Source organism: Schlesneria sphaerica, assembly GCF_044336245.1.
GTDB classification, from domain to species: domain Bacteria; phylum Planctomycetota; class Planctomycetia; order Planctomycetales; family Planctomycetaceae; genus Schlesneria; species Schlesneria sphaerica.
This window is the reverse complement of the sequence record NZ_CP172346.1, coordinates 1,301,997-1,326,658: the sequence shown is the minus strand read 5'-3', so window position 1 is coordinate 1,326,658 and position 24,662 is coordinate 1,301,997. Positions and strand designations below refer to the sequence as shown.

Below are 24,662 nucleotides of genomic sequence, written 5' to 3'. Positions count from 1 at the left end.
TCTACCGATAACAGAGATGGGCTGTTGTCCAGCCGCATCGTTTTGCCACAGGAGGTGGCGTCTATGTCCCGATGACTCTCCTGAATGGCAGACACATTGAGATGGCCAGAATCACCCGTTACCGCGAGTCTTCTTCCGCAGCTCAAACGCCCCTTGAAACCTACCTTCAAGAGATCAACGAAACTGCTCTACTGACCGCAGAGGACGAAAAGGATCTTGCACGACGAATAGCCTTCGGTGAATCGGCCGCCCGGGACCGAATGGTTCGTGCTAACCTCAGGCTCGTTGTGAATATCGCCCGCGCGTATACCAATAAAGGCTTGCCGCTGCAGGACCTGATCGAAGAAGGAAACCTCGGCCTGCTTCGGGCTGTTGAGGGCTTCGATCCGGACATGAATACGCGGTTCAGTACCTATGCCAGCTACTGGATCAAACAGTCGATCAAGCGTGCGTTGATTAACACCGGGAAGACGATCCGGATTCCTGCGTATATGGTCGAGTTGCTGACGAAGTGGCGCCGCGCTACTGCCCAACTGGACGAAAAACTAGGGCGACCGCCGACCCAGGAAGAAGTGGCGAAGGAACTGGGGCTTCCCAAGAAGAAGCTCAGTATCGTCAAGGAAGCCATCCAGCTCTACACGTCCATTCCTCAGACGGATGATGACGAGGGTGGATGGCAGATGAGTGACATGGTCGCGGATCAGCGTACGCGTGCTCCTGATGATGATATGCTGGATGCGGACAACCTGAAGCACGTCTACCGTATTCTCGAGACAATGGATCCGCGTGAAGCGACGATCGTGCGAATGCGATTTGGTTTGGACGACTCCGAGCCTAAGACGCTGAAGGAGATCGGTGAGACACTTGGACTCACCCGGGAACGAGTTCGCCAGATCGAAAGCGACGTGCTGAAGCGGATCGCGAAAGAGCTGCTGGGCGAATGATCGAATCTGCGGTGCTGCTCGTACGGCGGCGCGTTCTCTGGAACGATGTGCCGCTCGTGGTGCCACTTCAAGATCGAGACTAACCTGCGACCTTCCAATTGTCAGCGATAAGCTGGCGGATGCGTATTGACATATTCTATCAACAGCCGAAACTGGCGACGTCGCGGTTGTGACCACGTGAACGCGCTTGGCGATGGGACTCGCGAACGTGTCACGTCCACGGTTTGGCCCGTTTGAGAGACGGTATCTCTGCTTCGTTTTTTCGTTGTGGATGATTACGAAGGCAGATGGCTGTGTCGAAATTCCCACAAATCGAAATGACGATTCCTCTTCGGCTTCCGCACGAAAGACAGAATCGCTCTACGCGACGCCGACGGTGCGAGTGTTGAAGGAATGTGACCCTCGTTCTCGCACTGATTCGGCGGCGATTCGAATGAGCCCCGTCGTACTGTGATCGCGTCGAGCATTATTCGATCACGGCATTGGGGTCGGAGCGGGGGGATTATTCCGATCCGATTCGGTTTTTGACGGTGACGGAAGCGGATCTTCGCCGGGGAGAAGTGGGTTCAGTTCGTCCATCATCTGGACGTCGATGTTCCGTTCTTCTCGCTTCGTGCGAATCGTCGGTGGTGGCATCACCTGACTCGGGAACGTGTAGGGAGTCACGGGGGGATAGAGGTAGCAGTCGTCGTACCGGTCATAGCAACCGTTATTGCAGCAGCGTCGGCAGAAGTGTGAATTCAGCGGACTGCACCAATCGGGCTTACCCATACGAGTCAGGTCGAACCGAGGGTTGTAGATTCGGTCGACGTAGAGGTGCGTGTCATTGATGTCATCAACGACATTGGCGTAATGGTCGAACCAGGGGCAGCATTGACAGCCCGAGACCAGTGTGAACATCGCCGCGGCAATCGAGATCCATCCAGACTTCATTCGCGTTCCCTCTTTCCGCCAACAGGCATTTGTGGGGATCGACCGACCGGCGGATGTGCTTGAAGTGTTTTGGCCTTCCTGAGGTCGTTGGGGTCGCGAAAGGAAGTACAGATTCCCAGGACTGCCTAGCCCCTAATGAGAAGGGTGACTCTTTTCAGAGATTCCTCTAAGATTTTCTCAAGCTCGACCGAGCTGAACAAAATTTTGCCACCGCCAGATCGTATCCCGATTCAAGCAAGGACGCCGGATTGACTCGATTTGCACTGGAAGCCTGGGATTCAGGCCGCCTGACCGTGAATGGCGCGTTTGTACCATTGCTGCAGCGGCATGGCTGGACAACATTCAACCGCATCTGGGAAGAGACGGCCAACGCGGCGATCGCAAAAAACCTGCGGACCGACCGTGTCACGTTGTCGTTTTCCCTGAACGACGAGGGAAGCGAACGCAAGTTTTACATCAAACGGCACTCGCGATCGTCATGGAAAGAGTATGTCAAACCTTTGCTGCGTCTGACCTGGCCGATCCTCGGCGCGCGAAACGAGTGGAATGCGATTCTTGCCTTCCACGCGGCGAGAATTCCCACGATGGTTCCCGTCGCGCTGGGCGAATCGGGATCAAACTCCTTCCTTGTGACTGAGTCACTCGAGAACTGTGAAAAGCTCTCGCGACGATTCGCAGTGGACAGTGAATGGCCGGTGACACCTCCAGAACGGACTCAGATCCTCCGCAATGTCGCCCGGCTCGCCCGGCAGATGCATTCGGAAGGAATGCATCACCAGGACTTTTATCTGGGACATCTGATGCAGTCCCGATCTCAGCCTGAATTGATCCATATCATCGATCTGGGGAGGGTTCAGCGGCAACGGCCGCTTGCCCAGCGATGGATTGTCAAGGACCTTGCTCAGCTCAATTTCTCGGCCGCAACGGCATCCACGCGGGAGCGACTTCAGTTCTTGAAAGGGTATCTCGATCGCCCGTTAAAAAGTTCCGACCGACGATTGATCTCGCAGATTGAAAGTAAAACCGCCTCAATCGCCCGGCATTCACGGAAGAACAAACTCTGAAACTGCCGGGACACGTTTGTTCCGAACATGCCACAGGGAACATAGCCGGAACCTGCAGGCAGTGAGTCGTTGAGTGTTTGCCGCAAGTTCCATAGATGTCGATTGATGTATTCGGGTTGGTCTGAGACGATCTGAAAAAACGTGTTCCATAAGCGGATGAGACAAGCATGGCTCAAGCGTACACTCCGGGATTGTTAGTGTCACGCGGTCGGCATTGGCGATGCCGAAGGGTGCTGCCCGTCCCGGGTGATGTGGTCGTCAAAGTGGGGGATCACGTCAACGCGCAGGACGTGGTCGCCAGGACCTTTCTGCCGGGCGATGCCATGCCTCTTAATCTCGCCAAGCGGCTCGGAGTTCTGCCGTCGGAACTCACCAGGGTGATGTTGTGTGAAGAGGGCGAAAAGGTGTCGCAGGGGCAGGCACTGGCGAAGTCCAAAGGCTTTTTCGGATTCTTTCAGTCCGATTTCCCTTCGCCGATGGGGGGGACGATTGAGTCGATCTCGAAGGTGACGGGGCAAGTCATCCTGCGCGGCGAACCGATCGCTGTGCAAGTCCTCGCGCACCTGACTGGCGAAGTGACCGAGGTGATTCCGAATGAAGGTGTGGTCGTCGAAGCCGATGTGGCCGTCGTGCAGGGGATCTTCGGAATCGGGGGCGAAGCATACGGACACATAGAGCTTGTTGCCGATTCGCCTGACGAAGATCTTACGGAGGAATCGATCCAGCAGAAACATTGTGGTCGGATCGTTGTGGGTGGGAGACGGGTCACCGGTGAAGCCGTCCAGAAAGCGATTGCATTTGGAGTGACTGCGGTCATTGCCGGTGGGATCGATGATCACGACCTGCGTGAGATTCTCGGTTACGATCTGGGTGTCGCGGTCACCGGCACGGAGAAGCTGGGAATCACGGTCATCATTACCGAGGGGTTTGGCGACATCGCAATGGCTCGCCGGACATTCGAGCTGCTGAGTTCTCATGCGGGGCACTTCGCAAGCGTGAATGGCGCTACCCAAATTCGGGCGGGGGTGATGCGACCTGAAATCATTATCCCCCTCAAGAATCGACTGGAGGCCCCGTCCGGTGAAAAGATGCAGGAAGGGGGACGTCTTGAGATTGGTTCGCCAATCCGCGTGATTCGCGAGCCGTACTTCGGTCTTCTTGGCAAGGTGACAAAGCTGCCGCACGAGCAGGTCAAACTGGCGTCTGAATCGTTCGCTCGAGTTGTTGAGGTGAGCCTCATGGATGGATCTGTCGTAACAGTCCCGCGTGCCAATGTCGAATTGATCGAGGGGTAAGACATGGAAACCGTGAAAGAATTCCCTCGCCTCAAACAGCCTTCCCCTGGTCGGCGGCGACGAACGTTCGACCGACTGCCGCTTCGTTTCCTGCTGTTGCTGGGAAGCCTGCTGGCGACAGCACTGACAGGACTCGTCGCGACCCCGGTGCTGACAGCACAGGAATCCGTCGTCGAGACCGAAGAGACAGTTGAGGAGGTGGCAGAAGAGAATCCCCCTGCCGGGCAGCGACTGGTTGATCTTCCCAAAATTCCGTTTTTCTTTTTGACGGTCGGGATCTGCACGACGGTGATCGTCTGCACGGAACTGGCGCGACACGGTCGCCCGTTCTATGTCCGTCCGATAGCGGGTCTGCGAGCCATTGAAGAGGCCGTAGGGCGCTCGACCGAGATGGGACGGCCCATGCTGTTCGTTCCGGGCATTCAGGACATCAACGAAATTGACACCGTCGCCGGGCTGACAGTCCTGTCGAGTGTGGCAAAGGTGGCGGCTGAGTATGACACGCCGCTGGAAGTTCCGACGACACGCGCACTCGTGATGACCGCAGCGAGGGAAGCCGTGCAGGGGGCCGCATTAGCTGCAGGCCGGCCCGACTATTTCAACGAAGAGCATGTCTATTATGTCACTGACGAGCAGTTTGGTTACGTCGCATCGGTGTGTGGTTGGATGTATCGTGAGAAACCGGCTGCCTGCTTTTATCTCGGCAAGTTCTATGCAGAATCACTGATTCTCGCGGAGACGGGTAATGCCGTCGGTGCCATTCAAATCGCTGGCACTGCGGAGACGGCTCAACTTCCCTTCTTCGTCGCCGCATGTGACTACACGCTGCTGGGGGAGGAACTGTTTGCAGCTTCGGCCTACTTATCAGGTGAGCCTGCTCAACTCGGGATGCTGAAGGGACAGGATTTCGGGAAGCTGGCTGCGATTGTCCTGATCGTTGTCGGCAGCCTTCTGGCAACATGGGATTCGATTTCGCCTCGGCCCATGGAGGGAACCGACTCCGCCGCGCATCGCCGGACGTACTGGATCACCGATCTCATTCTGAAGGGGGGCTGATGTCGAAGTTTATTCCCGTGCTGATCGCCGTCCTGGCAGGATGGGTGATGATGATTGCCTATTTTTCCCCTCGACTGTTGTCCTCGCGACAGCTTGCGGAAGAGTGGTACACGATCGTTGCCACCATCGCGATGCTGTTTGGCGGTGCCAATCTTTGTCTGCACCACTTGAAGAAAATTTCCGACCGTGAAGCGGGGTGGGGCTTTTCGGCGGTGACGCTGATCGCATTCACCGTGACGGTCGTTGTCGGTTTGCTGAAGGTGGGGGTCGTACCCGAGTCGGTCAAGTCGCTCAATCGACCCTGGTCGGGTCAATTTCAGCAGGAAGGAAGTGCCTTCTGGTGGATTTACGAGTACCTGTTCAGTCCAATCGTCGCGACGATGTTCGCCATGCTGGCGTTTTATGTCGCGTCTGCCGCATTTCGTGCTTTCCGCGCCAAGAATGTCGAAGCGGTGTTGCTGCTGGTCACGGCCCTGATTGTGCTGGTGGGACAGACGAAAGATCGAGAGATTACGTCACTGTTTCTGCCTGCACCCTCAGACGGAACTGCACCTTACGTCCCGATCGGCGATCTGACAGAGTTCATTCGCAAGACCTTTGTGACTGCGGGACAGCGGGCGATCATGATCGGCGTCGCCTTAGGAGTTGTTGCAACCTCACTGCGAATCCTGCTGGGCCAGGATCGAACCTACCTGGGAGGGGATGAGTGACTTCCAAACTTCTGCAAAAGTTAAATTCACTCGACCGTCGGTGGATCTTTCTGGCCATGGCGATCGCAGTCGCTGCTCCGATTCTGCTGCAGGTCGGATCTGATGAGACCCCGTCGACTCCGACGCGGCGTCTGTTCGACCAGGTCGAGGCATTGCCGGAAGGATCTCGCATCCTGATGGCTCTGGATTTTGATCCCAATTCATCGGCCGAGCTTTCGCCGATGGCATTGGCATTCACCAGGCACTGCTGCCTGCGAAAGCACAAGGTCTTTTTCGTGACGTTGTGGGGAACGGCACTGCCGATGATCGACACGACAATCAAAAATGTGATCCAGACAGAATTCGGGTCTGGAGACCACCCCTACCGCTACGGTGAAGACTATGTGAACCTCGGTTATCTGGCGGGGGAGGCGGTCGCCATCAATCAACTGACATCAGATATCCGCAAAGCACGCTCACAAGACGTTCAGGGAAACACTCTGGATGGTCTTCCCATCATGAACGGAGTGACGAGCCTGAAGGATATGCAATTGATCATCAATACGTCGGGGGGCTTCCCCGGCGCGAAAGAATGGGTGCAATATGCGGGAACGCCACATGGGATCCCACTGGCGGCAGGTTGCACCGGTGTTCAATCAACGCAGATGTTTCCCTACTACCCTGACCAACTGATCGGACTGGTGACCGGGATCCGGGGGGCCAACGAGTATGAAACGATGCTGGCCGCCAAGGCTCCAGTCCCTTACGCAGAGATGAGAATGCGTCCCGCCAGTCTCCGCGGTGGTCCTCAGCGATGGGCTCATCGCCTGATGATCGCTCTGATCGTGTTGGGAAATGGAATCCACTTTGCAAATCGCTATTCAAGGAGGGCAAATTGAATCATCGCGAAACTGCAATCTGGACATTTCTTTTTCTGGCAGGGGGATTGGCGCTGGTCGTTCGAGCCGTCTACTCCGAAGCGGGAGTCGGTCAGAAGTATGTTGTCCCGGTCGAGGTCGTCGGGCAGATCAATCCCGGAACTCAAGACATTATCCCCGTGGAGGCAGGCGAGGCTGTCGACTCGGGAAACATGGTAAAAAGTGTCCGGTATGACAAAGCGGCGAAAGATCAGATCAATGCAGTGTGGAGTCCATCCCGGACGATTGGCGTCTGGACAGCGGCCCTGCTGACGCTCTGCATTTTCTCGTACCTCTACCGGGACAATCTTTTTTACAAGCTCGCAGAGTCGATCATTGTCGGGGTTTCTGCAGGGTACTGGATCGTACTGAACTTCTGGGAAGTGCTGGTTGCCAAAGTTCTCGTTAAACTGGCGCCGGACGTGGCTTCCTACGCTTTCGTACCCGACATCCCAGCGAATACCCTGCCGGATTATGGCTATGTAATCCCGGTCATTCTGGGGGGCCTCGTATTCTGCCGCTGGATCCCCAAGCTTACATGGTTGGGACGCTGGCCGCTGGCCTTCGTCGTCGGAACAACGGCGGGGCTGAAACTGTTGCTGTTCCTGAACGCGGATTTTGTTCAGCAGGTTCGCAGCACGATTCTGCCGCTGATCGTGTTTTCTGAACAGGGTGCATTTGATTGGAAACAATCTGTTCAGAATGCTGTAATCGTCGTGAGCGTTGTCGCCAGTTTGTGCTACTTCTACTTTTCCGTTGAGCATAAGGGACTGTTTGGACGTCTGTCCCGCTTTGGGATTTGGGTTCTGATGATCAGCTTCGGTGCTTCATTTGCCCTGACCGTGATGGGACGAATCACACTGCTGACGATGCGGTTGCAGTTCCTGTTCGATGATTGGCTTGGTTTCGTCAAAATGTAACTTCATGGAGAAAAGTGACCGCTATGAATGGTCGAGAAGCGCTGAAACTGTCAATCAATATGGCGAAGTTTGTCTGCATGGGGTACCTCGGTGACTTGACCGAGGAGGAACTGATGAAACGCCCCTGTGAGGGGTGTAATCACATCAAGTGGCAAGTGGGGCACTTGATCGCGTCAGAGCATTCGATGATTTCGGGGATCGCTCCGGGGTCAATGCCAGAGCTGCCTGCGGGGTTTGCAGAGAAATACACCAAAGAAACTGCGAAGAGCGATAACCCGGCTGACTTCCATTCCAAGGACCAATTGCTGTCGACATTTGAGTCTGTCCGCGCAGCAACCCTGGCCGCTCTGGATAAGATCACAGATGCGGATCTGGATAAGCCAACGGGAGTCCACTACGCGGAGACCGTCGGTGCGATGTACGAACTTCAGGGAAGTCACTGGCTGATGCACTCGGGTCAGTGGGCCGTGGTTCGCCGTCAGTGCGGACGTGCCCCGCTATTTTGAGGCGAGTTCCCGGTGGGACATGGAAGGCGTTTCGGGTGCAGCGTGCGGAGCCTCGGCTGCTCGAAGCTGCACCGTAAACGTACTTCCCTGTCCTACCTGACTGTCGACCTTGATGCTTCCGCCGAAGAGTTGGCAGAGGTGTTTGACAATCGAGAGACCCAGGCCCGTTCCACCGACTTCACGAGAACGGGCGCGATCAACCCGGTAGAACCTTTCGAAAATCCGGGTCTGGTACTCTTGTGCAATACCAACGCCTTTGTCCTTGAATTCCAGATAGATCCACTCTGCATCGCGTCGCGACTCGACAGAAACGACGCCACCCGGCAACGAATAATTAATCGCGTTGCTGATCAGGTTGTCGACGATGGTACGCAAACCTTCCGCATCCGCCTGAGCCCAAACTTCATTCTCAGTGCAGGATGTTGTCAGCGTCAGTTGTTTGGCCTGGGCGATCGTGAGATGGGCATCCGTGCTGGCTTTCAAGATGGCGTTGGCTTCGACGGAATCAACGTTGAATACGTGCTCGCCAGATTCAAGACGTGCCAACTCCAAGAGGTCCTGTATCAGATCGCTGAGTCGTCCTGATTGCTCAAAGATCCGTGTAACGAAAGTTCTTCCGAAATTAACGTCTTCCAGGGCGCCGTCGAGCAGCGTCTCTGCACACGCGGAAATGGTTGAGAGAGGAGTTTTGAGTTCGTGTGAGACGTTCGATACGAATTCTCGCCTCAGGTTTTCGAGTCTTCGCAAGTCGGTCACGTCGTGCAGGACGAGAACTGCTCCCGGGCAGGGGGTTCCCGGCAAACGTGATGCAACTACAGCGACAATGGACTGTGTCCAGGGGACTTCAAATTCCATCCGCTGTTGATGCCGGTTTTCACTCAACGTCAGTCGGATGAGATCATGAATTTGTGGCAGGCGGATGGATTCCCAGGTACGGCGTCCGACGACATCGAACGGTTTGAGGTTGAGCAGGGTAATGGCGGCCGTATTCGCCAGCAGGATCCGCTGGTCGGTGTCGATGGCGATCACGCCTTCGACCATGGCCTCCAGAATCGTCGCCAGTCGTTCATTCTCACGCGTGATCCGTTGTTGGGTCCGCTGTGATTCCGTCAGGCGGGTATCAACGCTTTGGACCATGTTATTGAAGGCATTCGCCAGACCGCTCAGTTCGTCGTCCGCTTCGAGAATGACCCGTTCGGGTAATCGGCCATTGGCCATTGTTTCGGCGGCGGATGTCAGTTCGACCAGCGACTCAATCGAGCGAGAAATGAGTTTGGCGGAGATTGTGACTCCCACCACCATCAGGAGCGCCGATGCGAAGAAGTATCGCCAGCGGAGCGTTGAAAGCCCCTCGACGGTCGAGGGAACAGAGAGACTCACCAGCCACAACAGGATGAGACCCAGTAGCCCGAATCCCATCATGCAGAGGATGATGCGTCGAAGAAGAGGCGATTGCAGCATACTTGATCCGTTGGTTGACGCTCGATTTCCGACCGACGTATGCTAGCGAACGTGCCCGAACGAGAAAATGCGCCCGATGCGATTCCAATGCGAAGAGAAGCGTTGAATCAGATCGGGAACGACCGATGTTTCGCACTTGTATTCCGCAAAATGAACAGGAAATTCGTGATGAATCGAACTGTCTTCTCAGTCTGTGTTGGTCTGGCGCTGTTCTCCGGTTTTTCCAGCGTTCTGGCGGCTGAACCAGCGGTCAACCTCAAGGAGGGTGATGCGGCTCCCAGCTTCCAGGTGACCGATGACACGGGCAAAGAGTGGAAGTCGGAAGACCACTTCGGCAAGAAAATCGTTGTTGTCTATTTTTATCCCGCGGACATGACCGGGGGCTGCACGAAGCAAGCTTGCGGGTTTCGCGATGATATGAAGGAACTCGCTGACAAAGGGATCGAGGTGGTCGGCGTGAGTGGCGATTCGGTGAGAAATCATCAGCTGTTCAAGAAGGCTTATGACCTCAACTTTCCTCTGCTGGCTGATACAGAGGGTAAAGTGGCCCAGAAGTTTGGTGTCCCGGTGACGCCAGGTGAGAAAACCGTGAAGGCCACCATCGAGGGTAAGGAAGAAACACTGACGCGCACTGTCACCCCCGCGCGCTGGACGTTCGTGATCGACAAGTCTGGCAAAATCGCAGCGAAAAACACGATGGTCAAAGCTGCGGAAGACAGCAAGGCGATTCAGGAACTGATCCAGACTCTCGAAAAGAAGTAACGCGGATCACCGCACTTCTTATGCACTCCCGTGAAACGGGTCTGGATTGGATTGTCGCACAGGGTGAAACCGCTACAAGCCTCCTCAGTCCACGGCGGGTTCGCTGGTGGGGGTGTCTGGTCCCCCTGTCTCGGGATTCCGTTTGACAGCCAGATTTCCGAATGATTTGACAACTTTGCCTGGTATTGCGCGCAGCTTGGTACGCTGCGTTTTCTAGTGGAGCATCTCATGACTGCGGAACCAAGGATCGTCCTCAGTGCCTTTGCCGATGAAGCGGCGAATTCGAAGACGGCCATCGAGCAATTGTCCGTTCTCGCGGCTCTCGGCCTCAGTTATTACAGCCCTCGATTCGTCGATGTGAATGGTTCCGGCACGGTGAAGCACGTGACCGAACTTGATGCCAGCGAACTGGAACGTCTGCGGGCGCTTCATCGTGAATACGGGATGCATGTGGCCACCATCGGTTCGCGTCTGGGTAAGGTCAAACTTCTGGATGTGGATGACGGTTCGCATAACAGGTTTGTCCCTGACAAGCAGTATCATGAAACCGACGTAGCGGCGACGATTCGCGCAGCGCAGGCACTGGACGCCAAACTGATTCGGGGCTTTTCGTTTTACCACCCGAAAGGGGAGAGTCCTGATGCCTACGTGCAACAGGCCGCGGATCGACTTCGTCCGATTGTCGAGCTTTGCGCAAAAGCGGGACTGGTCTACGGTCTGGAGGTCGAAGCGAATCTCGTTGGACAGAACGGTCGAACGCTCGCAGCACTGGCCGAAGCTGTGGGTCACCCGAACCTCGTATGTATTTTCGACGGTGGCAACATCTCGTCACAGAATCTGACGCCGCTGGACTGCCTGGCCGAGTACCGTGCGATGCGAGACCACCTGGGCTGGGTCCATATTAAAGACTACCGCGTCGATCCCAACCTGAAGTGGACGGGAGTCGTTGACGAAGAACGACTGAAGAACTTCGTTCCCTGTGACGTGGGCGATTCGGGTCACGATCTGATTATCCGCGATCTGCGTGAGCATCTTCCAAAGATGACCGAACGGATGAAGAAGCTGGGAGCACCAGGTGTCTTCCTCGAACTCGAACCGCATCTGAAAGGCGGCGGGCAGTTCGGTGGATTCAGTGGTCCCGATGGTATGGGAGTGGCCGTCCGATCGCTGTGCCGGATGTTAGACTACCAGAAGATCGGCTATGATTTACGTGGCTTTGAAGACATCGTCGCCGCACGGGGATTCTGAGCCGCGTATTGGATCCGGGGTTACCTGGCAATCTCACGTGGAGCTTCCCATGAAATCGCGACGGTCGTCGATTCATCTTTGCTGTTTTTTCTGTGCCGTTCTCAGCATCGTTCTGTTGATCGTTCTGTCCCGCGGGGCATTCCTGTCACAGGCATCGGCTCAGGAATCACCTGCGAAGCAGGATTCTGCCGAGACCAGCAGCAAGGCAAAGGGGCGGTACCAGACTCGCAGGATCCACGATCCGAATGGGACCGGCAAGTTCTACATGGGGCGCGAGATTGCCCAGGTGATGTCCTTCCACGGCGCTCCGTGGTTGGAGAGGCCTGAACGTGAAGAAGAGGAACGGCTCAGTGAGCTGGTCAGGCAGCTCAAACTGCAACCCGGTCAGGTTGTGGCCGATATCGGTGCTGGATCAGGCGTGATCACGATGAAGATGGCCGAAGAAGTCGGTCCCACGGGAAAGGTCTTCGCCGTTGATATTCAGCAGGAGATGCTGGACCTGCTCGGAGACAAACTGCAGGACAGGAAGATTGAGAATATCGAACTGGTTCTCGGGACAGACAAGTCTCCCAAGCTGGAACCGAACAGCATCGATCTGGCGCTGATGGTTGACGTTTATCACGAGTTGGAATTCCCGTTCGAGATGTTGGTCGAGCTTTCCTCGTCGCTCAAGCCGGGGGGACGTATTGCACTCGTAGAGTATCGTCGAGAAGATCCGGAAGTGCCGATCAAGCTTGTTCATAAAATGACCGAAGCTCAGGTCAAAAAAGAGATCGGTCAGCCCGAATTCGGGCTGAAATGGAAAGAAACCATTGGGACGCTACCGCGGCAACATTTGATCGTCTTTCAAAAACCCGCCAAATAGCGATTTCGGAAGTAAAACGTCATGGATGACGCTCAAGTCGAGGATTTTGGGGACACCAGAGTCAGTCTGAGATCCATCGCCATCGTACTGGGGATCTATCTGGTTCTGGCCGCAGTTCTTCCTGCTGCTGACGATGAGGTCTACTACTGGACCTGGTCTAAAGAGCTCCAGTGGAGCTACTACGATCACCCTCCGATGACCGCAGTCCTGATTTATCTGTCGACGGCGGTTTTCGGAGACTCCGTATTTGGATTCCGTGTTCCTCCCTGCGTCGCATCGGCAGTCGTCGTATACGTGATTGGACGTCTCACCAGATGTCGCCTGTTGATGCTGGGCGTTCTGTTCAGTCCACTCTTCACCATCGGCGCGGTCATGATGACTCCCGATTCGCCGTTGATTCTATTCTGGGCCCTGTATCTATGGTGGCTGGTAGAACTGCAACAGCGGTTGGCTCCTGAGGCGGGAGCAGAAGGTTCTGTACCGAAACCGGTGAAGATCACCTGGGGGTGGTGGACCCTGGGGGGCATCATTCTGGGCTGCGGGGTGCTCAGCAAATACACCATGGGACTGATCGTCCCCGCGACATTTGTCAGTCTGCTGTTGTCCCGACGGCGATTGACAGACTGGATTTCGGGGTATGTCTACCATGGTGTCGTTTCCGCAGTCGTTGCCTCTCCGATTCTCATCTACAACATTCAGCAGGGGTTTGAACCGCTTCTTTTTCAGTGGAAGCATGCTGCTCAGACGACTCCGAACGCACTTCGTTCCATGGTCGAGTTTATCGGCGTACAGATCCTGCTGTTCGGGACGTTGCCGTTCTATCTCTTCCCGTGGGTGATTAAACGATTTCTGACTCTGTGCCAGAATCCACGGCTTCGCGCATGCAGTTGCCTCTACGCACTGCCGCTGGCGTTCTTCGTCTACAAGTCGACCCAGACTCGTCTGGAAGGAAACTGGGCGCTGGTCTGCTTTATCTCGTTCTGGCCGCTCGCTGCCGTCTGGTACGATTCAGTCCGCGCGTCGAAATTCTGGCACTGGTCAACCGCGTCTGCTTTTTTGCCACCGGCGATTGCTGTCGTCGTGATCTTTATTCATCTGGTGTCGCCGCTTTCCATTGTGCCGGTCAAACTTGATCGCATTCATCGGCAGTTCGCCGTTGATGATGCGACCGCAGAGGTGGCTCGGATTATTCAGGAACGTGGCGAAAAGATTCCGGTATTCGCCGATTCCTACCAGATGACGTCGTGGTTGCGATTCCACGGACTTCCCGCACAGCAGGTCGATGGAGCGACCCGGCCGAGTCACTTTACCCGACCTCCGCGCCGGCTAACGAACGTCGACCGGGCCTATGTTGTCACGAATTTGCCGTTGTCGCCAATTTTGACGGAGGGATTTGGGCTTCCGGAAGTCGTGGCGAGCGTTCCGATGCAGGTCAGGGGGGTAACCGAAGGGACTTTGAACATTCGATTGTACCAGAAGCCGAATCGGAACCCCGTGGGCGAACTGGAAGTTCCCTGAGTTCACGTCAATGGTTGTGAATGCTTCGCTGCGTTCGGTAAAGTGGCGATCGTGTCATACAGCATTCGACGCAATGAATGCTCAATTGAGCCGGCCCTGATGGAGATCAAACGATGCAGTTTCGGATGTGTTCGCTGGTGGTGATTGCTTCTCTGTTTGTCAATTCGCTGGCGCACGCGGTCGATATCGAGTTCCCTGATGCAAACCTCGACACCGTCATTCGCGAAATTTTGAAGAAGAAGCAGATCGACAAGACAGACAAGTCGAAGAAGATTACAGACGAAGATGTGTCGACGATTTTCTTTCTTGAAGCCCCCAACCGCGGAATCGAAAGCCTGGTCGGCCTGGAAAAATGCCGGAATCTGGCACTGATCAAGCTGACCGGAAACAAGATTAAAGATATCAAGCCGGTCGAAGAGTGCGTGAATGTTCAGTCGATCGATCTGGCAAAGAACCAGATCACCGACTTCGCTCCGCTCGGTAAACTGACCAAGTTGCAGTACATCCAACTGGACGACAATCAGATCCAAAGTCTGGAAGGTGTTCAGAATCTGAAAGCTCTGGGGGCGCTGTACCTCAGCCGGAATCAGATTACGTCTCTCCAGCCGCTGGCCGAATTGCCCAAGCTTCACGCGCTGTATCTGGACAAGAACCGCATCACCGACGTGACTCCGCTGAAGGGGCTGCGATGGCTGGAGCGACTGGATTTGAAAGACAACCAGATCAAGGATATCTCGGCATTGGGAGACATGACCGAATTGCGGTTCACCTTCCTCGAACGGAATCAGCTGACGGAGATTCCTACGCTGGTCGAAATGGCCAAGAAAGACCTTGCGGGTGAACGTCGATTTGCCCCTTATTGGAAGCTCTATCTGGCTGGCAACCCTTTGAATGACGCGGGGAAATCACAAGCCGCGGAACTTGCTAAACAGGGCGTGCGAGTCCATTTAGAGTAGCGCTAACGGGGCCGGTGTCCGAAAGACAAGCAAATGACGGGTGACGGCTGGCCGGTAAGATTCTTGTAAACCGGAGGAAAAGTGATGCTCTCGTGCTCGGACATCGAAACGAGGCATCAGCTTTCTGACACTGTCGCATCAGGCTTCTGACACATTCATTCGCAGCGATAACGCATCTGGAACAGTCGACCTGAGTGTCAAAGGTCATGCTTTTCGTGAAAAAGTCGGTACCCGAGGGTGACTGGCGTGGTGGGCAGCCATTCCCGAAGTCTCTATGATGACGTGCTCGGCTGGAAAAATTTGTCGAGTAGCCTTGTCACACGGAAGGCTTGAGGCCGTTTCCGAGTTGTGACTGGGCTGCGTCGATGCTGTAAGGGTCTCCAGCGTTCGAATCTCGCAGGATGTCGTCGAGCTATGAAAGTTCTTGTTGTCGGTGGTGGTGGGCGTGAGCACGCCCTGGTCTGGAAGCTGAAGCAGTCCCCTTCGGTAACGCAGTTATTCTGCGCCCCGGGGAATGCCGGAATCGGACTGGACTGCACTAACGTAAACATTCCTGCCACCGACATCCCCGGTCTCATCAAATTTGCTCAAAAAGAGAAAATCGATTTGACGGTCGTGGGGCCCGAAGGTCCGCTCGTGGCCGGAATTGTCGACGATTTTCAGAAGGCGGGCCTCCGAATCTTTGGTCCCTCTCGCAAAGCGGCCGAGCTGGAAGGATCGAAGAAGTTCGCGAAAGAGATCATGCGGAAGGCAAACGTGCCTACGGCGGATTTCCGTGTCTTTACGAATGCGGCCGAAGCCATCAGCTACATCGAAGAACGTGAAGAGGGTGAAAAGTTCGTGATTAAGGCCGACGGCCTTGCCGCGGGCAAAGGAGTCACCGTCTGCTCAAATAATGATGAAGCTCGTGCGGCCATCAAACGAATGCTGATCCAGCGTGAGTTTGGCGAGGCGAGTCAGCGGATCGTCGTCGAAGATCGACTCGAAGGAGAAGAAGCCAGTCTGCTGGCGTTCGTGGACGGCAACACGATCGTTCCTCTGGAGGCTGCACAGGATCATAAAGCGGCACACGACGGGGACGTGGGACCGAACACGGGTGGAATGGGGGCATATAGCCCGACTCCCGTTGTCACGATGGATATCGTCGACACCGTCGTCGAAAAAATCCTGATCCCGATGGTTCATGAGATGAACAAGGAAGGGCGCCCCTTCCGAGGCTGCCTGTATGCGGGCCTCATGCTGACGAACCAGGGTCCCAAGGTCCTCGAATTCAATGTTCGGCTGGGCGATCCTGAGACGCAGGCGGTGCTGTTCCGCTTGAAGTCGGACCTGGCTAAGGTCATGTACGCCGCCGCCGAAGGAAAACTGGACCAGATCGAGCCGCTGGAGTGGGATCCGCGCCCCTCTGTCTGTGTCGTCATGGCATCGGGAGGATACCCCGGGGACTTCGAGAAAGGTCATCCCATACGGGGCCTCGAAGAGGCGGCCCAGGTTCCAGAGACGAAAGTCTTTCATGCCGGGACCAAGCAGGTAGGTGGACAGATCGTCAACGACGGTGGGCGAGTGCTGGGCGTGACGGCGATCGGCGAATCGATCGCCGAAGCCAAGCTGCGAGCATATCAGGCCGTGAAGTGCATTCGGTGGGACGGCGCATGGTGCCGCAAGGACATCTCTGACAAAGCCAACCGCTACTGATCGATGCGTATCAATGATTCTCGGATGGCAACAGTGAGCCCCGTGTGGCTTACTGTTGCCAGACCCGAGTCAGTTTGGATCCGACAACAGGGTGACGACGCGAGGTTCCTCTATCTCAATGGTCGTCGCGCCGGGAAATGATCATGACCGCCGATGGATCCGAACGACCGCCACGACGCACCCGCTATCCAGGAAAGAATCCCCGCAACTTTCACGAGCGTTACAAGGAACTTCAGCCTGAGCGGTACCCGGACGAAGTCGCTCATGTGGCCGCCCGCGGACGTACTCCAGCCGGAACTCATCGGCCGATCATGGTCAAAGAGATCCTGAACCTCCTTGCCCCTCGGCCAGGTGATTTTGCAGTCGATTGTACCTTGGGATATGGGGGTCACGCTCAGGAACTTCTGCAGGCAATCCAGCCGAATGGCCGGCTGCTGGGTATGGATGCAGATCCCTTGCAACTGCCGAAGACGGAAGCCCGACTTCGGGCTCTCAATTGCCCTGAGGAATCGCTCATTGTCCGGCGGATGAACTATGCTGGGATTTCTCAGGCGGTGCTGGCGGAATCACCGGAGGGCGCGGATGTGATTCTCGCCGATTTGGGGCTATCGTCGATGCAGATCGATGACCCGGATCGGGGCTTCACGTTCAAGTCGGACGGTCCTCTTGATATGCGGCTCAACCCGCAGCATGGACAACCGGTCTCGTCGATGCTGTCGAAGCTCAGCGAGAAGGAACTGGCTCGAATTCTCGAGCTGAATGCGGACGAACCGCAATCCGTAAGGCTGGCCGGGGTCATTCTTGACGCCCACGCGGAGTACCCCTTCAAAACGACGACCGATCTGGCCAACGTGGTGACCGAGTTCGTTCGCAGCCGTCGGAACCGAAGCGAAGATGATGTCAAACAGACGTTGCGGAGGGTGTTTCAGGCGTTGAGGATCGCGGTCAATGATGAGTTCGGAGCGCTGGAGGCATTTTTGAGACAACTGCCAGTCTGCCTGAAACCTGCGGGTCGGGTCGCCATCCTGACGTTTCATTCCGGCGAAGATCGCCGTGTCAAACATGCCTTTCGCGACGGATTGAGAGACGGTATCTACAGCCAGATACTGGAAGAGGTCATGCGGCCTTCGCCTGAAGAGCAGCGGGCCAATCCCCGGTCATCGTCTGCCAAGTTACGCTGGGCTGTGAAGGCCTGTTGAGGGGCGCGGAAAATCGTTCAACATGGCTCATCTCGTTTGGGATGGAATGAAACGATCCCACTGTTTGAGCAAGTGAGCGTGGGGGAGAGAGTGAATAGAAACGCGGGTCGCCACTTTGATTCAAAAACATGAGGTGATAACATGTCGGCACTGACGGTAAGTTCCGCGTGAGCCAAATTGCGACCCCAAGTCGTCTTGGCGGTTGCCAGACGCAGCTCTTGAGATGAATTACCGTCGTTTTGACTTCTGATGTGAGAAAAATGGAGACCACGATCGCCGAGTCACAGGCAATTCCTTCCGGGCGGCTTTTGCTGGCGATCGAATCTTCCTGCGATGAAACTGCTGCTGCGGTCATTAATCGTGACCGAAAGGTCCTTTCGAGCGTCGTTGCGACGCAGCACGAATTGCACGAGCGATTCGGTGGCGTCGTACCAGAGATCGCCTCACGAGCACACCTTGAGCGAATCCTTCCGGTGATTGACGAGGCGCTCCGGCAGGCCGACGCCAAATTGTCCGACCTCGGAGCGATCGCCGTGGCAACGCATCCGGGACTGGTCGGATCGTTGCTGGTCGGGCTGACTGCTGCGAAATCCCTTGCTCTCGTTCTCGATATTCCGTTGTTGTCGATCAACCATATCGAAGCTCACATCTATGCCTGCCAGATGGCGGCGGGTCGGAACGTGTTTCCTGCAGTCGGCTTTGTCGTGAGCGGGGGACATTCGAACCTTTACGACTGTATTTCGCCCGTGGAATTTGAGCTCCTGGGTTCGACGACTGACGATGCTGCAGGTGAGGCATTTGACAAAGTGGCGCAGATCCTGGGGCTCGAATATCCCGGGGGACCGCAAATCGAAGTGATTGCTCGAAACGGGAATCCGAAAGCGGTCAACTTCCCTCGAACCTTCGTAAACAACTCGCGTCTGGACTTCAGCTTTAGTGGGCTGAAAACGGCGGTCTTGTACGCGGCCAAAGGAACACCGGGCGCACGTGCGCAGCCTGAACCGCTGACCGAACAACGGATCGCTGACCTGGCTGCCAGCTTTCAGGCGGCGGTCGTTGACACGTTGATTGCAAAGTGCGATCAGGCGCTGCAGCAGACAGGTCGTCAGCGGTTGCTCGTCGGGGGCGGGGTGGCGGCGAATTCGTTGTTCCGGCAACGCCTGACAGAGCTCTCCAGATCCCGCAAAATTGAGCTGATCATTGCTGAAAGAGAACACTGCACGGACAACGCGGCCATGGGTGCACTAGGGTGGGAACTGTGGGAACGCGGTCTCACTTCCCCCCTGGATTTGGATGTTAAACCTGGACTCGTGCGAAGAAAGTCCAACTGAACCTGACAAAACTTTCCTTTCGATTGACGAACAATTCCAGCTTCGACGACACTTTCGATCTGGAAGAACCGATGGCCCTGACACGTCCTTAATAGAACCCCTTAGAAGAACGAACATGCTTGGAACCCAACTCACTCCGTCGCAGTATCTCAAGCGTTGTGCGGAGGTCTTCGACACACTTGACGTTTCGCAGATCGAAGGCCTGGCAAACGACATTTATGCCGCCTACGAACAAGGGCGATTCGTGTTCCTGATCGGCAATGGCGGCAGCGGTTCAAACTGTTCGCACTTCTGTGAAGACCTCGGCAAGAGCACCCTGGATCGCAAGGATTTCACCAACGATTCGGTCAAGCGGCTCAAGGTTCTCAGCCTGACCGATAACACGCCGTACATCCTGGCTTGGGGCAATGATGAAGGGTTTGACCAGGTCTTTGTCCAGCAGTTGAAGAACTTCGCATCTCCGGGCGATGTGCTGATCGCGATCAGTGGCAGCGGAAACAGTCCCAACATTTTGAACGCCGTCGAATGGGCGAACAAAACTGGTCTCACCACGTGGGGCATCACCGGATACACCGGTGGGAAACTCAAGGACCTCGGTAAGAAGAATCTCCACGTTCCGCTGGACGATATGGGAATGGTTGAATCCGTTCACCTCGTCGCGTTCCACTGGATTCTGAATGACATTCACGGTCGGATCAACAAAGTCGGAAGGTACAAAGTCTGAACCATGAATACTCTACCGACAGGGATCCAGGGGCTGATTCTGATTGAGCCCAAAGCATTTGGTGACGCTCGCGGTTTTTTCTTTGAGAGTTATCAGAGAGACCGTTACCGCGAAGTGGGAATCGGCGAAAGCTTTGTCCAGGATAACGTGTCTCGCTCACGCAAGGGGACGCTGCGAGGGTTGCACTACCAGATGGTGCAACCACAGGGGAAGCTGGTTTATGTCACCCGCGGCGAAGTCTTTGACGTTGCCGTCGATATGCGACGAAGCTCACCTACGTTCGGCAAATGGTTTGGAGCGTACCTGAACGACGAAAATCATCGACAGCTCTACGTGCCTCCGGGCTTTGCTCACGGGTTCTATGTGACCAGTGAGATTGCGGATTTCTCGTATAAGTGCACCGACTTCTACAATCCGGCCCATGAACGGACGCTCTTGTGGAACGATCCCGCGGTCGGGATCGAGTGGCCCAAGGAGATCACCCCCATTCTTTCGCCAAAGGATGAACGGGGGCTGCTGCTCGCTGATGCCGAGGCCTATCCGTGACGAATGGTGCTCCGCGAGTCGCCCTGACGCTCGGTGACGTCGCAGGAATCGGGCCCGAAGTCGTTGTCAGCTCGCTTGCCGACAAACGCCTGCGGGAAACGTGCCGACCTGTTGTCGTTGGACATCCTGCCGTTGTGGCCCGGGCACAACGGCAAGTCGGTGTTGAGCTGAGCTTTGTCGACGTCGCATCCCCGACAGAGATCGACTGGTCTCGTTCGGAAATTCCCTGCTGGAACCCTTCGATTGACGAGGTCGCCCAGGTTCCGGCGGGGAAGATCGATGCGCGAGCAGGCCGTGCAGCATATGATTACCTCGTCGCAGCCACACGTGCGGCCCTGCGGGGCGAGATCGATGCCATCACGACGGCTCCGTTGAACAAAGCAGCATTGCACGCCGCAGGGCTCAATTTCCCGGGGCACACCGAGATTCTTGCTCATGAGTGCGGCGTCCATGACTTTGCCATGATGCTCTACCTTCCTCCCGGCGAACCTCTAAAAGGGCCAGCGGGTTTGGGTGTCGCGCACGTCACGCTCCACACATCGATCCAAAGCGTTCCCGGGCTTCTTTCGACGAAGCTCATTTACGAGACGATTCATCTCGTCTCCAATTTTCTGATACAGATTGGCTGTTCCTCTCCAAGAATCGGTGTCTGTGCACTGAATCCTCACGCCGGGGAAGAGGGACTGTTTGGTGACGAAGAGTCACGGCTGATCGCCCCCGCTGTTGAGTCTGCAGTTCAGTCTGGAGTGAATGCCATTGGACCAATACCTGCCGATGCTCTGCTGCGACGTGCTGTGCAGGGGGAATTTGATGGAGTCGCCGCGATGTACCACGATCAAGGGCACATCGCTTTGAAGCTGATTGGGTTCGAACGAGCTGTGAACGTGACGCTGGGCCTACCCGTCGTGCGGACAAGTCCCAGTCATGGGACCGCATTTGATATTGCCTGGAAAGGGCTGGCGCGAACCGAAGGATTTGTGGAAGCCGTGCGTACCGCTGTGCAGTTGGTACGATCGAGGGCCAATTCCACTGCTCAATAATCGCAGTAGCTGAGACAACGATCGCCCAACAGGCATCGAAAAAACGGACGACCGGCACCTGTTGCTCTCGCCGAGCAGACTACTTTTTGCCTAGAGCCCGCTGCTGAGCGAAAAATTCCTGCAGAATTCCACGACAATCGTCCTGCATCACGCCACCGAGTACAGTTGCTCGATGGTTAAGGCGGGCATCGTTGGTGATTTGGTACAGCGTATGGCAGGCGCCCGCTTTGGGATCAGTCGTGCCGTAGATGACGGTTGGGATCCGGGCCTGGACGATCGCTCCCGCGCACATGGGGCAGGGTTCCAGCGTGCAATACAAAGTGCAATCGAGCAATCGCCATGAACCGAGAGCTTCTGCGGCCTGAGTGATAGCAATAATCTCGGCGTGAGCCGTCGGATCTTTGAGCTGTTCACGTTGATTGCCCGCGGCGCCAATGAGCCGGTCGTTGTGAACAATGACGGCACCGATGGGGACTTCGCCCTCACTGAATGCCTGGCGAGCCATTTCGAGTGCTTCATGCATCCAGCGGTCATGCGGGTGAAGCGGTTCTGACAGAAAGTCCATCTCGAAAGTATCTCTCGCAAAACGCCGGCGGCGGAACGCTACCCCTTCCACACCCAAGAATCACACTTATGGCTGCTCCAGTTACGGCCTGACCCGGTTCATGGTCATCCCGCCGCAGAAGAGGTAGCGTCTCGACGCCGGAACGCACTAGTATCTGACGGAACGCATTGAAGTCAAGTATGTCCGGCAGAAAGTCCTCATGACGACACGATTTCTCTCGCCATCGATCCATAAATTCGGGTAAAGCAATCTTTTACGTGCTCTTTCTGCCCCGCAGAGGAGAGGCATTGAAGACGGCGCACGCACGCACGCGTCTGAGCTACCGAGTCGGCTCAGCCCGTCCTGCCAGAAGCGGACCGGCTGCTGCGACGGCTTCTTTCACCAGAGCACCCATCGTCGATCGGGTTGGCTCAACGTCGACTCGTACCCCTTGTGACCTCAAGTTTTCTGATGCCGTGGGGCCGATGGAGGCAATCACACATGTCCGATTTGCAGCCTGGAGCCACTTTTCCCGCAGTCCGTCCTCGTCAGCCACTGCCAGGACGTGGTTCAATTGCTGTGCACTCGTGAACAGGATCAGGTCAAAATCCCCGCCGATGGTCCCCTGGATGGCAGAACGCAAGGGGGCGAGGTCATGGGGAAGTGCCCACTGGTAGACAGGAACAGGGACGACTATCCCCTGTCGGGACTCCATCGCCTTGTAAAGTTCGACGCTGGGCTGGCCATATTCCTGAATGGCAATTCGCCGACCTGCCAGCGGTCCAGTTGATTCGAGCAGTTGATAGATTTCCCGCCAGGTGTTTGGTTCTGGAGCACGGTGATCGATCCGGACGTCCCATCCCCGCAGGACCGCTGTCGGTTTGGGGCCGCGAACGACGACAACCGTGCGAGCAAGTGCCGCGAGGAAGTCTTCCCGCGAATACCGTGTCTCGACCGCAGACAGCAGCGCCGTAGCGCCAACTCCTGTCATGAAGACCACGATATCGATGCGGCCAGCGACCAGTTCTTCGACAAACTCGAAGACTGCGGGGTTGTCGTCCAGCGGGATTTCCCGCATGGATGGAGCGATGGTCGCTGTTGCTCCGTTTCGTTCGATCAACGATTTCATCTCAGATGCCCGGCGGCTCTCGAAACTGCAGACTCGCAGCGGACGTTCATTCGGTGATGGCATTGAAAAACTTCTCCGCGAGCGCCTGTTCGGAGGCCGGATCGCTGTCTCTGAATTCGTGATTTCCTGCGGTCTATCCTAGCAGATGCAGACTTCTCTCGTGAATTCGAAGTCTCTCATCATTCAAGCGTTATCCCCATTTACGGAATTTCTCACGTCGTGTCTTCCCGCCTTGCTAATCGTGCGGGGAAATGGGTATTTTCAGACACCACGTCTACGGCGAATGTCTGCTGAACTCGGATGCGTGTGCTGGCAAGTATCCCGGACAATCGGAGTCGCGAGTAATTGAACCAGGATCCAACGGACGCAGGCTGGAAGGGGTTTGCATGCTGGCAGTCGATGTGCAGGATTTGAAGGTTCGTTACGGGAAGCTGGAAGCAGTGAAGGGGATTACTCTTCAAATTCCTCCCGGCGAGGTTTTCGGCTTCATTGGTCCAAACGGAGCAGGAAAGTCGTCAACGATTCGGGTGCTGGCAACATTGCAACCTGATTTTCTGGGAGTGGCCAAGGTCATGGACCTGAGCATTCGCTCAAAGCCGCACCAGGTACGCGAGCAGATCGGTTACGTTCCAGACTTTTTTGGCGTTTATGAAGATCTTACTGCGAGAGAATATCTGCACTTTTTTGCTGCGGCGTACCGCTTACCCATGTCTCGACGGAAGGCCGTCGTTGACGATGTCCTGCAGTTGACAGATTTGACGGGGAAGATCGACTCACAGGTCGATTCGCTCTCTCGAGGAATGAAACAACGCTTGTCCCTGGCGCGAGTCCTCTTGCACGACCCGGCTGTTTTGTTGCTGGATGAACCCGCTTCCGGACTTGATCCCCGTGCCCGAATTGAAATGCGAGAACTGTTGAAGGCTCTCAAGGAAATGGGGAAGACGATCATCATCTCCAGCCACATCTTGCATGAACTCGCTCAACTCTGTACCCGGATCGGAATCATTGAAACAGGACGGATGGTGGCTCAAGGGTCGGTGGCTGAGATCTATCAGCGACTGGGCGTACTGAAAATTGTTCACGTTCAAGTGGCAAACCAGTCGCCTGAGTTGATCGAGAAACTCCGCGGGATCAGGGGAGTTACTCATGTTGACGATCAGGTGGATCGAATCTCGATTCGACTGGAAGAAAGCGTGATGGAAGTCGAGGATCTACACGATTTCATTCATTCACAAGGGGCACGAATCCGGATGTTCCAGCCTGAAGTGATGGACATGGAAACCGCGTTTATGAAACTGACGGAAGGTCAGACGGCCTGAC

At 55.7% G+C, this 24,662-nt stretch carries 24 protein-coding genes; 20 read left to right on the top strand and 4 right to left on the bottom strand.

The window, feature by feature from the left end; translation table 11 throughout:
• The first annotated feature begins 101 nt into the window (after positions 1–101).
• On the top strand, positions 102–944 hold the full coding sequence (locus ACGY09_RS05110) for an RNA polymerase sigma factor RpoD/SigA (RefSeq protein ID WP_397570722.1): 843 nt from the start codon (positions 102–104) through the stop codon (positions 942–944).
• A 474-nt stretch (positions 945–1,418) separates the two neighbouring features.
• On the opposite strand, the gene ACGY09_RS05105 is transcribed toward ACGY09_RS05110, so the two are convergent.
• Entirely contained in the window at positions 1,419–1,877 is a 459-nt protein-coding gene (locus tag ACGY09_RS05105; RefSeq protein ID WP_373651345.1) for a hypothetical protein, read from the bottom strand.
• A 248-nt stretch (positions 1,878–2,125) separates the two neighbouring features.
• Here ACGY09_RS05105 and ACGY09_RS05100 point away from each other — a divergent pair, with 248 nt between their 5' ends.
• From ACGY09_RS05100 to ACGY09_RS05070, 7 genes are all read left to right on the top strand, one after another.
• The gene (locus ACGY09_RS05100; protein WP_397570721.1) at positions 2,126–2,941 is read left to right on the top strand and encodes a lipopolysaccharide kinase InaA family protein; all 816 of its coding nucleotides are present in this window, start codon (positions 2,126–2,128) and stop codon (positions 2,939–2,941) included.
• A 167-nt stretch (positions 2,942–3,108) separates the two neighbouring features.
• On the top strand, positions 3,109–4,236 hold the full coding sequence (locus ACGY09_RS05095; RefSeq protein WP_373651347.1) for a hypothetical protein: 1,128 nt from the start codon (positions 3,109–3,111) through the stop codon (positions 4,234–4,236).
• 3 nt (positions 4,237–4,239) lie between these two features.
• A complete protein-coding gene (locus ACGY09_RS05090; protein ID WP_397570720.1) occupies positions 4,240–5,292 on the top strand; it encodes a DUF6754 domain-containing protein in 1,053 nt (350 codons plus the stop codon).
• On the top strand, positions 5,292–6,002 hold the full coding sequence (locus tag ACGY09_RS05085) for a hypothetical protein (protein WP_397570719.1): 711 nt from the start codon (positions 5,292–5,294) through the stop codon (positions 6,000–6,002). The genes ACGY09_RS05090 and ACGY09_RS05085 overlap by 1 nt, the downstream gene beginning before the upstream one ends.
• The gene (locus tag ACGY09_RS05080) at positions 5,999–6,880 is read left to right on the top strand and encodes a hypothetical protein (protein ID WP_397570718.1); all 882 of its coding nucleotides are present in this window, start codon (positions 5,999–6,001) and stop codon (positions 6,878–6,880) included. Before ACGY09_RS05085 ends, ACGY09_RS05080 begins: the two co-directional genes overlap by 4 nt.
• On the top strand, positions 6,877–7,818 hold the full coding sequence (locus ACGY09_RS05075; RefSeq protein ID WP_397570717.1) for a hypothetical protein: 942 nt from the start codon (positions 6,877–6,879) through the stop codon (positions 7,816–7,818). Before ACGY09_RS05080 ends, ACGY09_RS05075 begins: the two co-directional genes overlap by 4 nt.
• Positions 7,819–7,841: 23 nt before the next feature.
• Positions 7,842–8,324: a DinB family protein gene (locus tag ACGY09_RS05070; protein WP_397570716.1), complete on the top strand. Its 483-nt coding sequence runs from the start codon at positions 7,842–7,844 to the stop codon at positions 8,322–8,324.
• Here the strand turns inward: ACGY09_RS05070 and ACGY09_RS05065 are convergent.
• Positions 8,316–9,785: an ATP-binding protein gene (locus ACGY09_RS05065; protein ID WP_373651353.1), complete on the bottom strand. Its 1,470-nt coding sequence runs from the start codon at positions 9,783–9,785 to the stop codon at positions 8,316–8,318. The two genes, ACGY09_RS05070 and ACGY09_RS05065, sit on opposite strands and share 9 nt — an antisense overlap.
• 168 nt (positions 9,786–9,953) lie before the next feature.
• On the opposite strand from ACGY09_RS05065, the gene ACGY09_RS05060 reads away from it, so the two are divergent.
• The 11 genes from ACGY09_RS05060 (at position 9,954) to pdxA (ending at position 21,669) form a co-directional block, all read left to right on the top strand.
• A complete protein-coding gene (locus ACGY09_RS05060) occupies positions 9,954–10,547 on the top strand; it encodes a peroxiredoxin (RefSeq protein WP_373651354.1) in 594 nt (197 codons plus the stop codon).
• 228 nt (positions 10,548–10,775) lie between these two features.
• Positions 10,776–11,795, top strand: a complete 1,020-nt coding sequence (locus ACGY09_RS05055) for a sugar phosphate isomerase/epimerase family protein (protein WP_373651355.1) — start codon at positions 10,776–10,778, stop codon at positions 11,793–11,795.
• A gap of 49 nt (positions 11,796–11,844) precedes the next feature.
• Positions 11,845–12,660 carry a class I SAM-dependent methyltransferase gene (locus ACGY09_RS05050; protein WP_397570715.1) on the top strand — a complete coding sequence of 272 codons (816 nt, stop codon included), beginning with the start codon at positions 11,845–11,847 and terminating at the stop codon, positions 12,658–12,660.
• A gap of 21 nt (positions 12,661–12,681) precedes the next feature.
• Entirely contained in the window at positions 12,682–14,178 is a 1,497-nt protein-coding gene (locus ACGY09_RS05045; protein ID WP_397570714.1) for an ArnT family glycosyltransferase, read from the top strand.
• Positions 14,179–14,291: 113 nt separating this feature from the next.
• Positions 14,292–15,134, top strand: coding sequence for a leucine-rich repeat protein (locus tag ACGY09_RS05040; protein ID WP_373651358.1), 843 nt, complete (start codon positions 14,292–14,294; stop codon positions 15,132–15,134).
• Positions 15,135–15,548: 414 nt separating this feature from the next.
• Complete coding sequence (gene purD / locus ACGY09_RS05035; RefSeq protein WP_373651359.1) at positions 15,549–16,829, top strand: phosphoribosylamine--glycine ligase; 1,281 nt, start codon at positions 15,549–15,551, stop codon at positions 16,827–16,829.
• A 143-nt stretch (positions 16,830–16,972) separates the two neighbouring features.
• Entirely contained in the window at positions 16,973–18,028 is a 1,056-nt protein-coding gene (gene rsmH / locus ACGY09_RS05030) for a 16S rRNA (cytosine(1402)-N(4))-methyltransferase RsmH (protein WP_397570713.1), read from the top strand.
• Positions 18,029–18,288: 260 nt separating this feature from the next.
• On the top strand, positions 18,289–19,359 hold the full coding sequence (gene tsaD, locus ACGY09_RS05025; RefSeq protein WP_373651361.1) for a tRNA (adenosine(37)-N6)-threonylcarbamoyltransferase complex transferase subunit TsaD: 1,071 nt from the start codon (positions 18,289–18,291) through the stop codon (positions 19,357–19,359).
• Positions 19,360–19,474: 115 nt separating this feature from the next.
• Positions 19,475–20,083 (top strand): SIS domain-containing protein, encoded by a 609-nt coding sequence (locus tag ACGY09_RS05020; RefSeq protein ID WP_373651362.1) that lies wholly within the window; start codon positions 19,475–19,477, stop codon positions 20,081–20,083.
• Positions 20,084–20,086: 3 nt separating this feature from the next.
• Positions 20,087–20,629, top strand: coding sequence for a dTDP-4-dehydrorhamnose 3,5-epimerase (gene rfbC, locus ACGY09_RS05015; RefSeq protein WP_373651363.1), 543 nt, complete (start codon positions 20,087–20,089; stop codon positions 20,627–20,629).
• Positions 20,626–21,669 carry a 4-hydroxythreonine-4-phosphate dehydrogenase PdxA gene (pdxA, locus tag ACGY09_RS05010; protein ID WP_397570712.1) on the top strand — a complete coding sequence of 348 codons (1,044 nt, stop codon included), beginning with the start codon at positions 20,626–20,628 and terminating at the stop codon, positions 21,667–21,669. Before rfbC ends, pdxA begins: the two co-directional genes overlap by 4 nt.
• 79 nt (positions 21,670–21,748) lie before the next feature.
• Here the strand turns inward: pdxA and tadA are convergent, their stop codons facing one another.
• Together tadA and ACGY09_RS05000 are read right to left on the bottom strand one after the other, a co-directional pair.
• Positions 21,749–22,234 (bottom strand): tRNA adenosine(34) deaminase TadA, encoded by a 486-nt coding sequence (tadA, locus tag ACGY09_RS05005; protein WP_373651365.1) that lies wholly within the window; start codon positions 22,232–22,234, stop codon positions 21,749–21,751.
• A 319-nt stretch (positions 22,235–22,553) separates the two neighbouring features.
• The gene (locus ACGY09_RS05000) at positions 22,554–23,342 is read right to left on the bottom strand and encodes a uroporphyrinogen-III synthase (RefSeq protein ID WP_397570711.1); all 789 of its coding nucleotides are present in this window, start codon (positions 23,340–23,342) and stop codon (positions 22,554–22,556) included.
• A gap of 251 nt (positions 23,343–23,593) precedes the next feature.
• On the opposite strand from ACGY09_RS05000, the gene ACGY09_RS04995 reads away from it, so the two are divergent.
• Entirely contained in the window at positions 23,594–24,661 is a 1,068-nt protein-coding gene (locus tag ACGY09_RS04995; RefSeq protein WP_397570710.1) for an ABC transporter ATP-binding protein, read from the top strand.
• The last annotated feature ends 1 nt before the right edge of the window (position 24,662 follow it).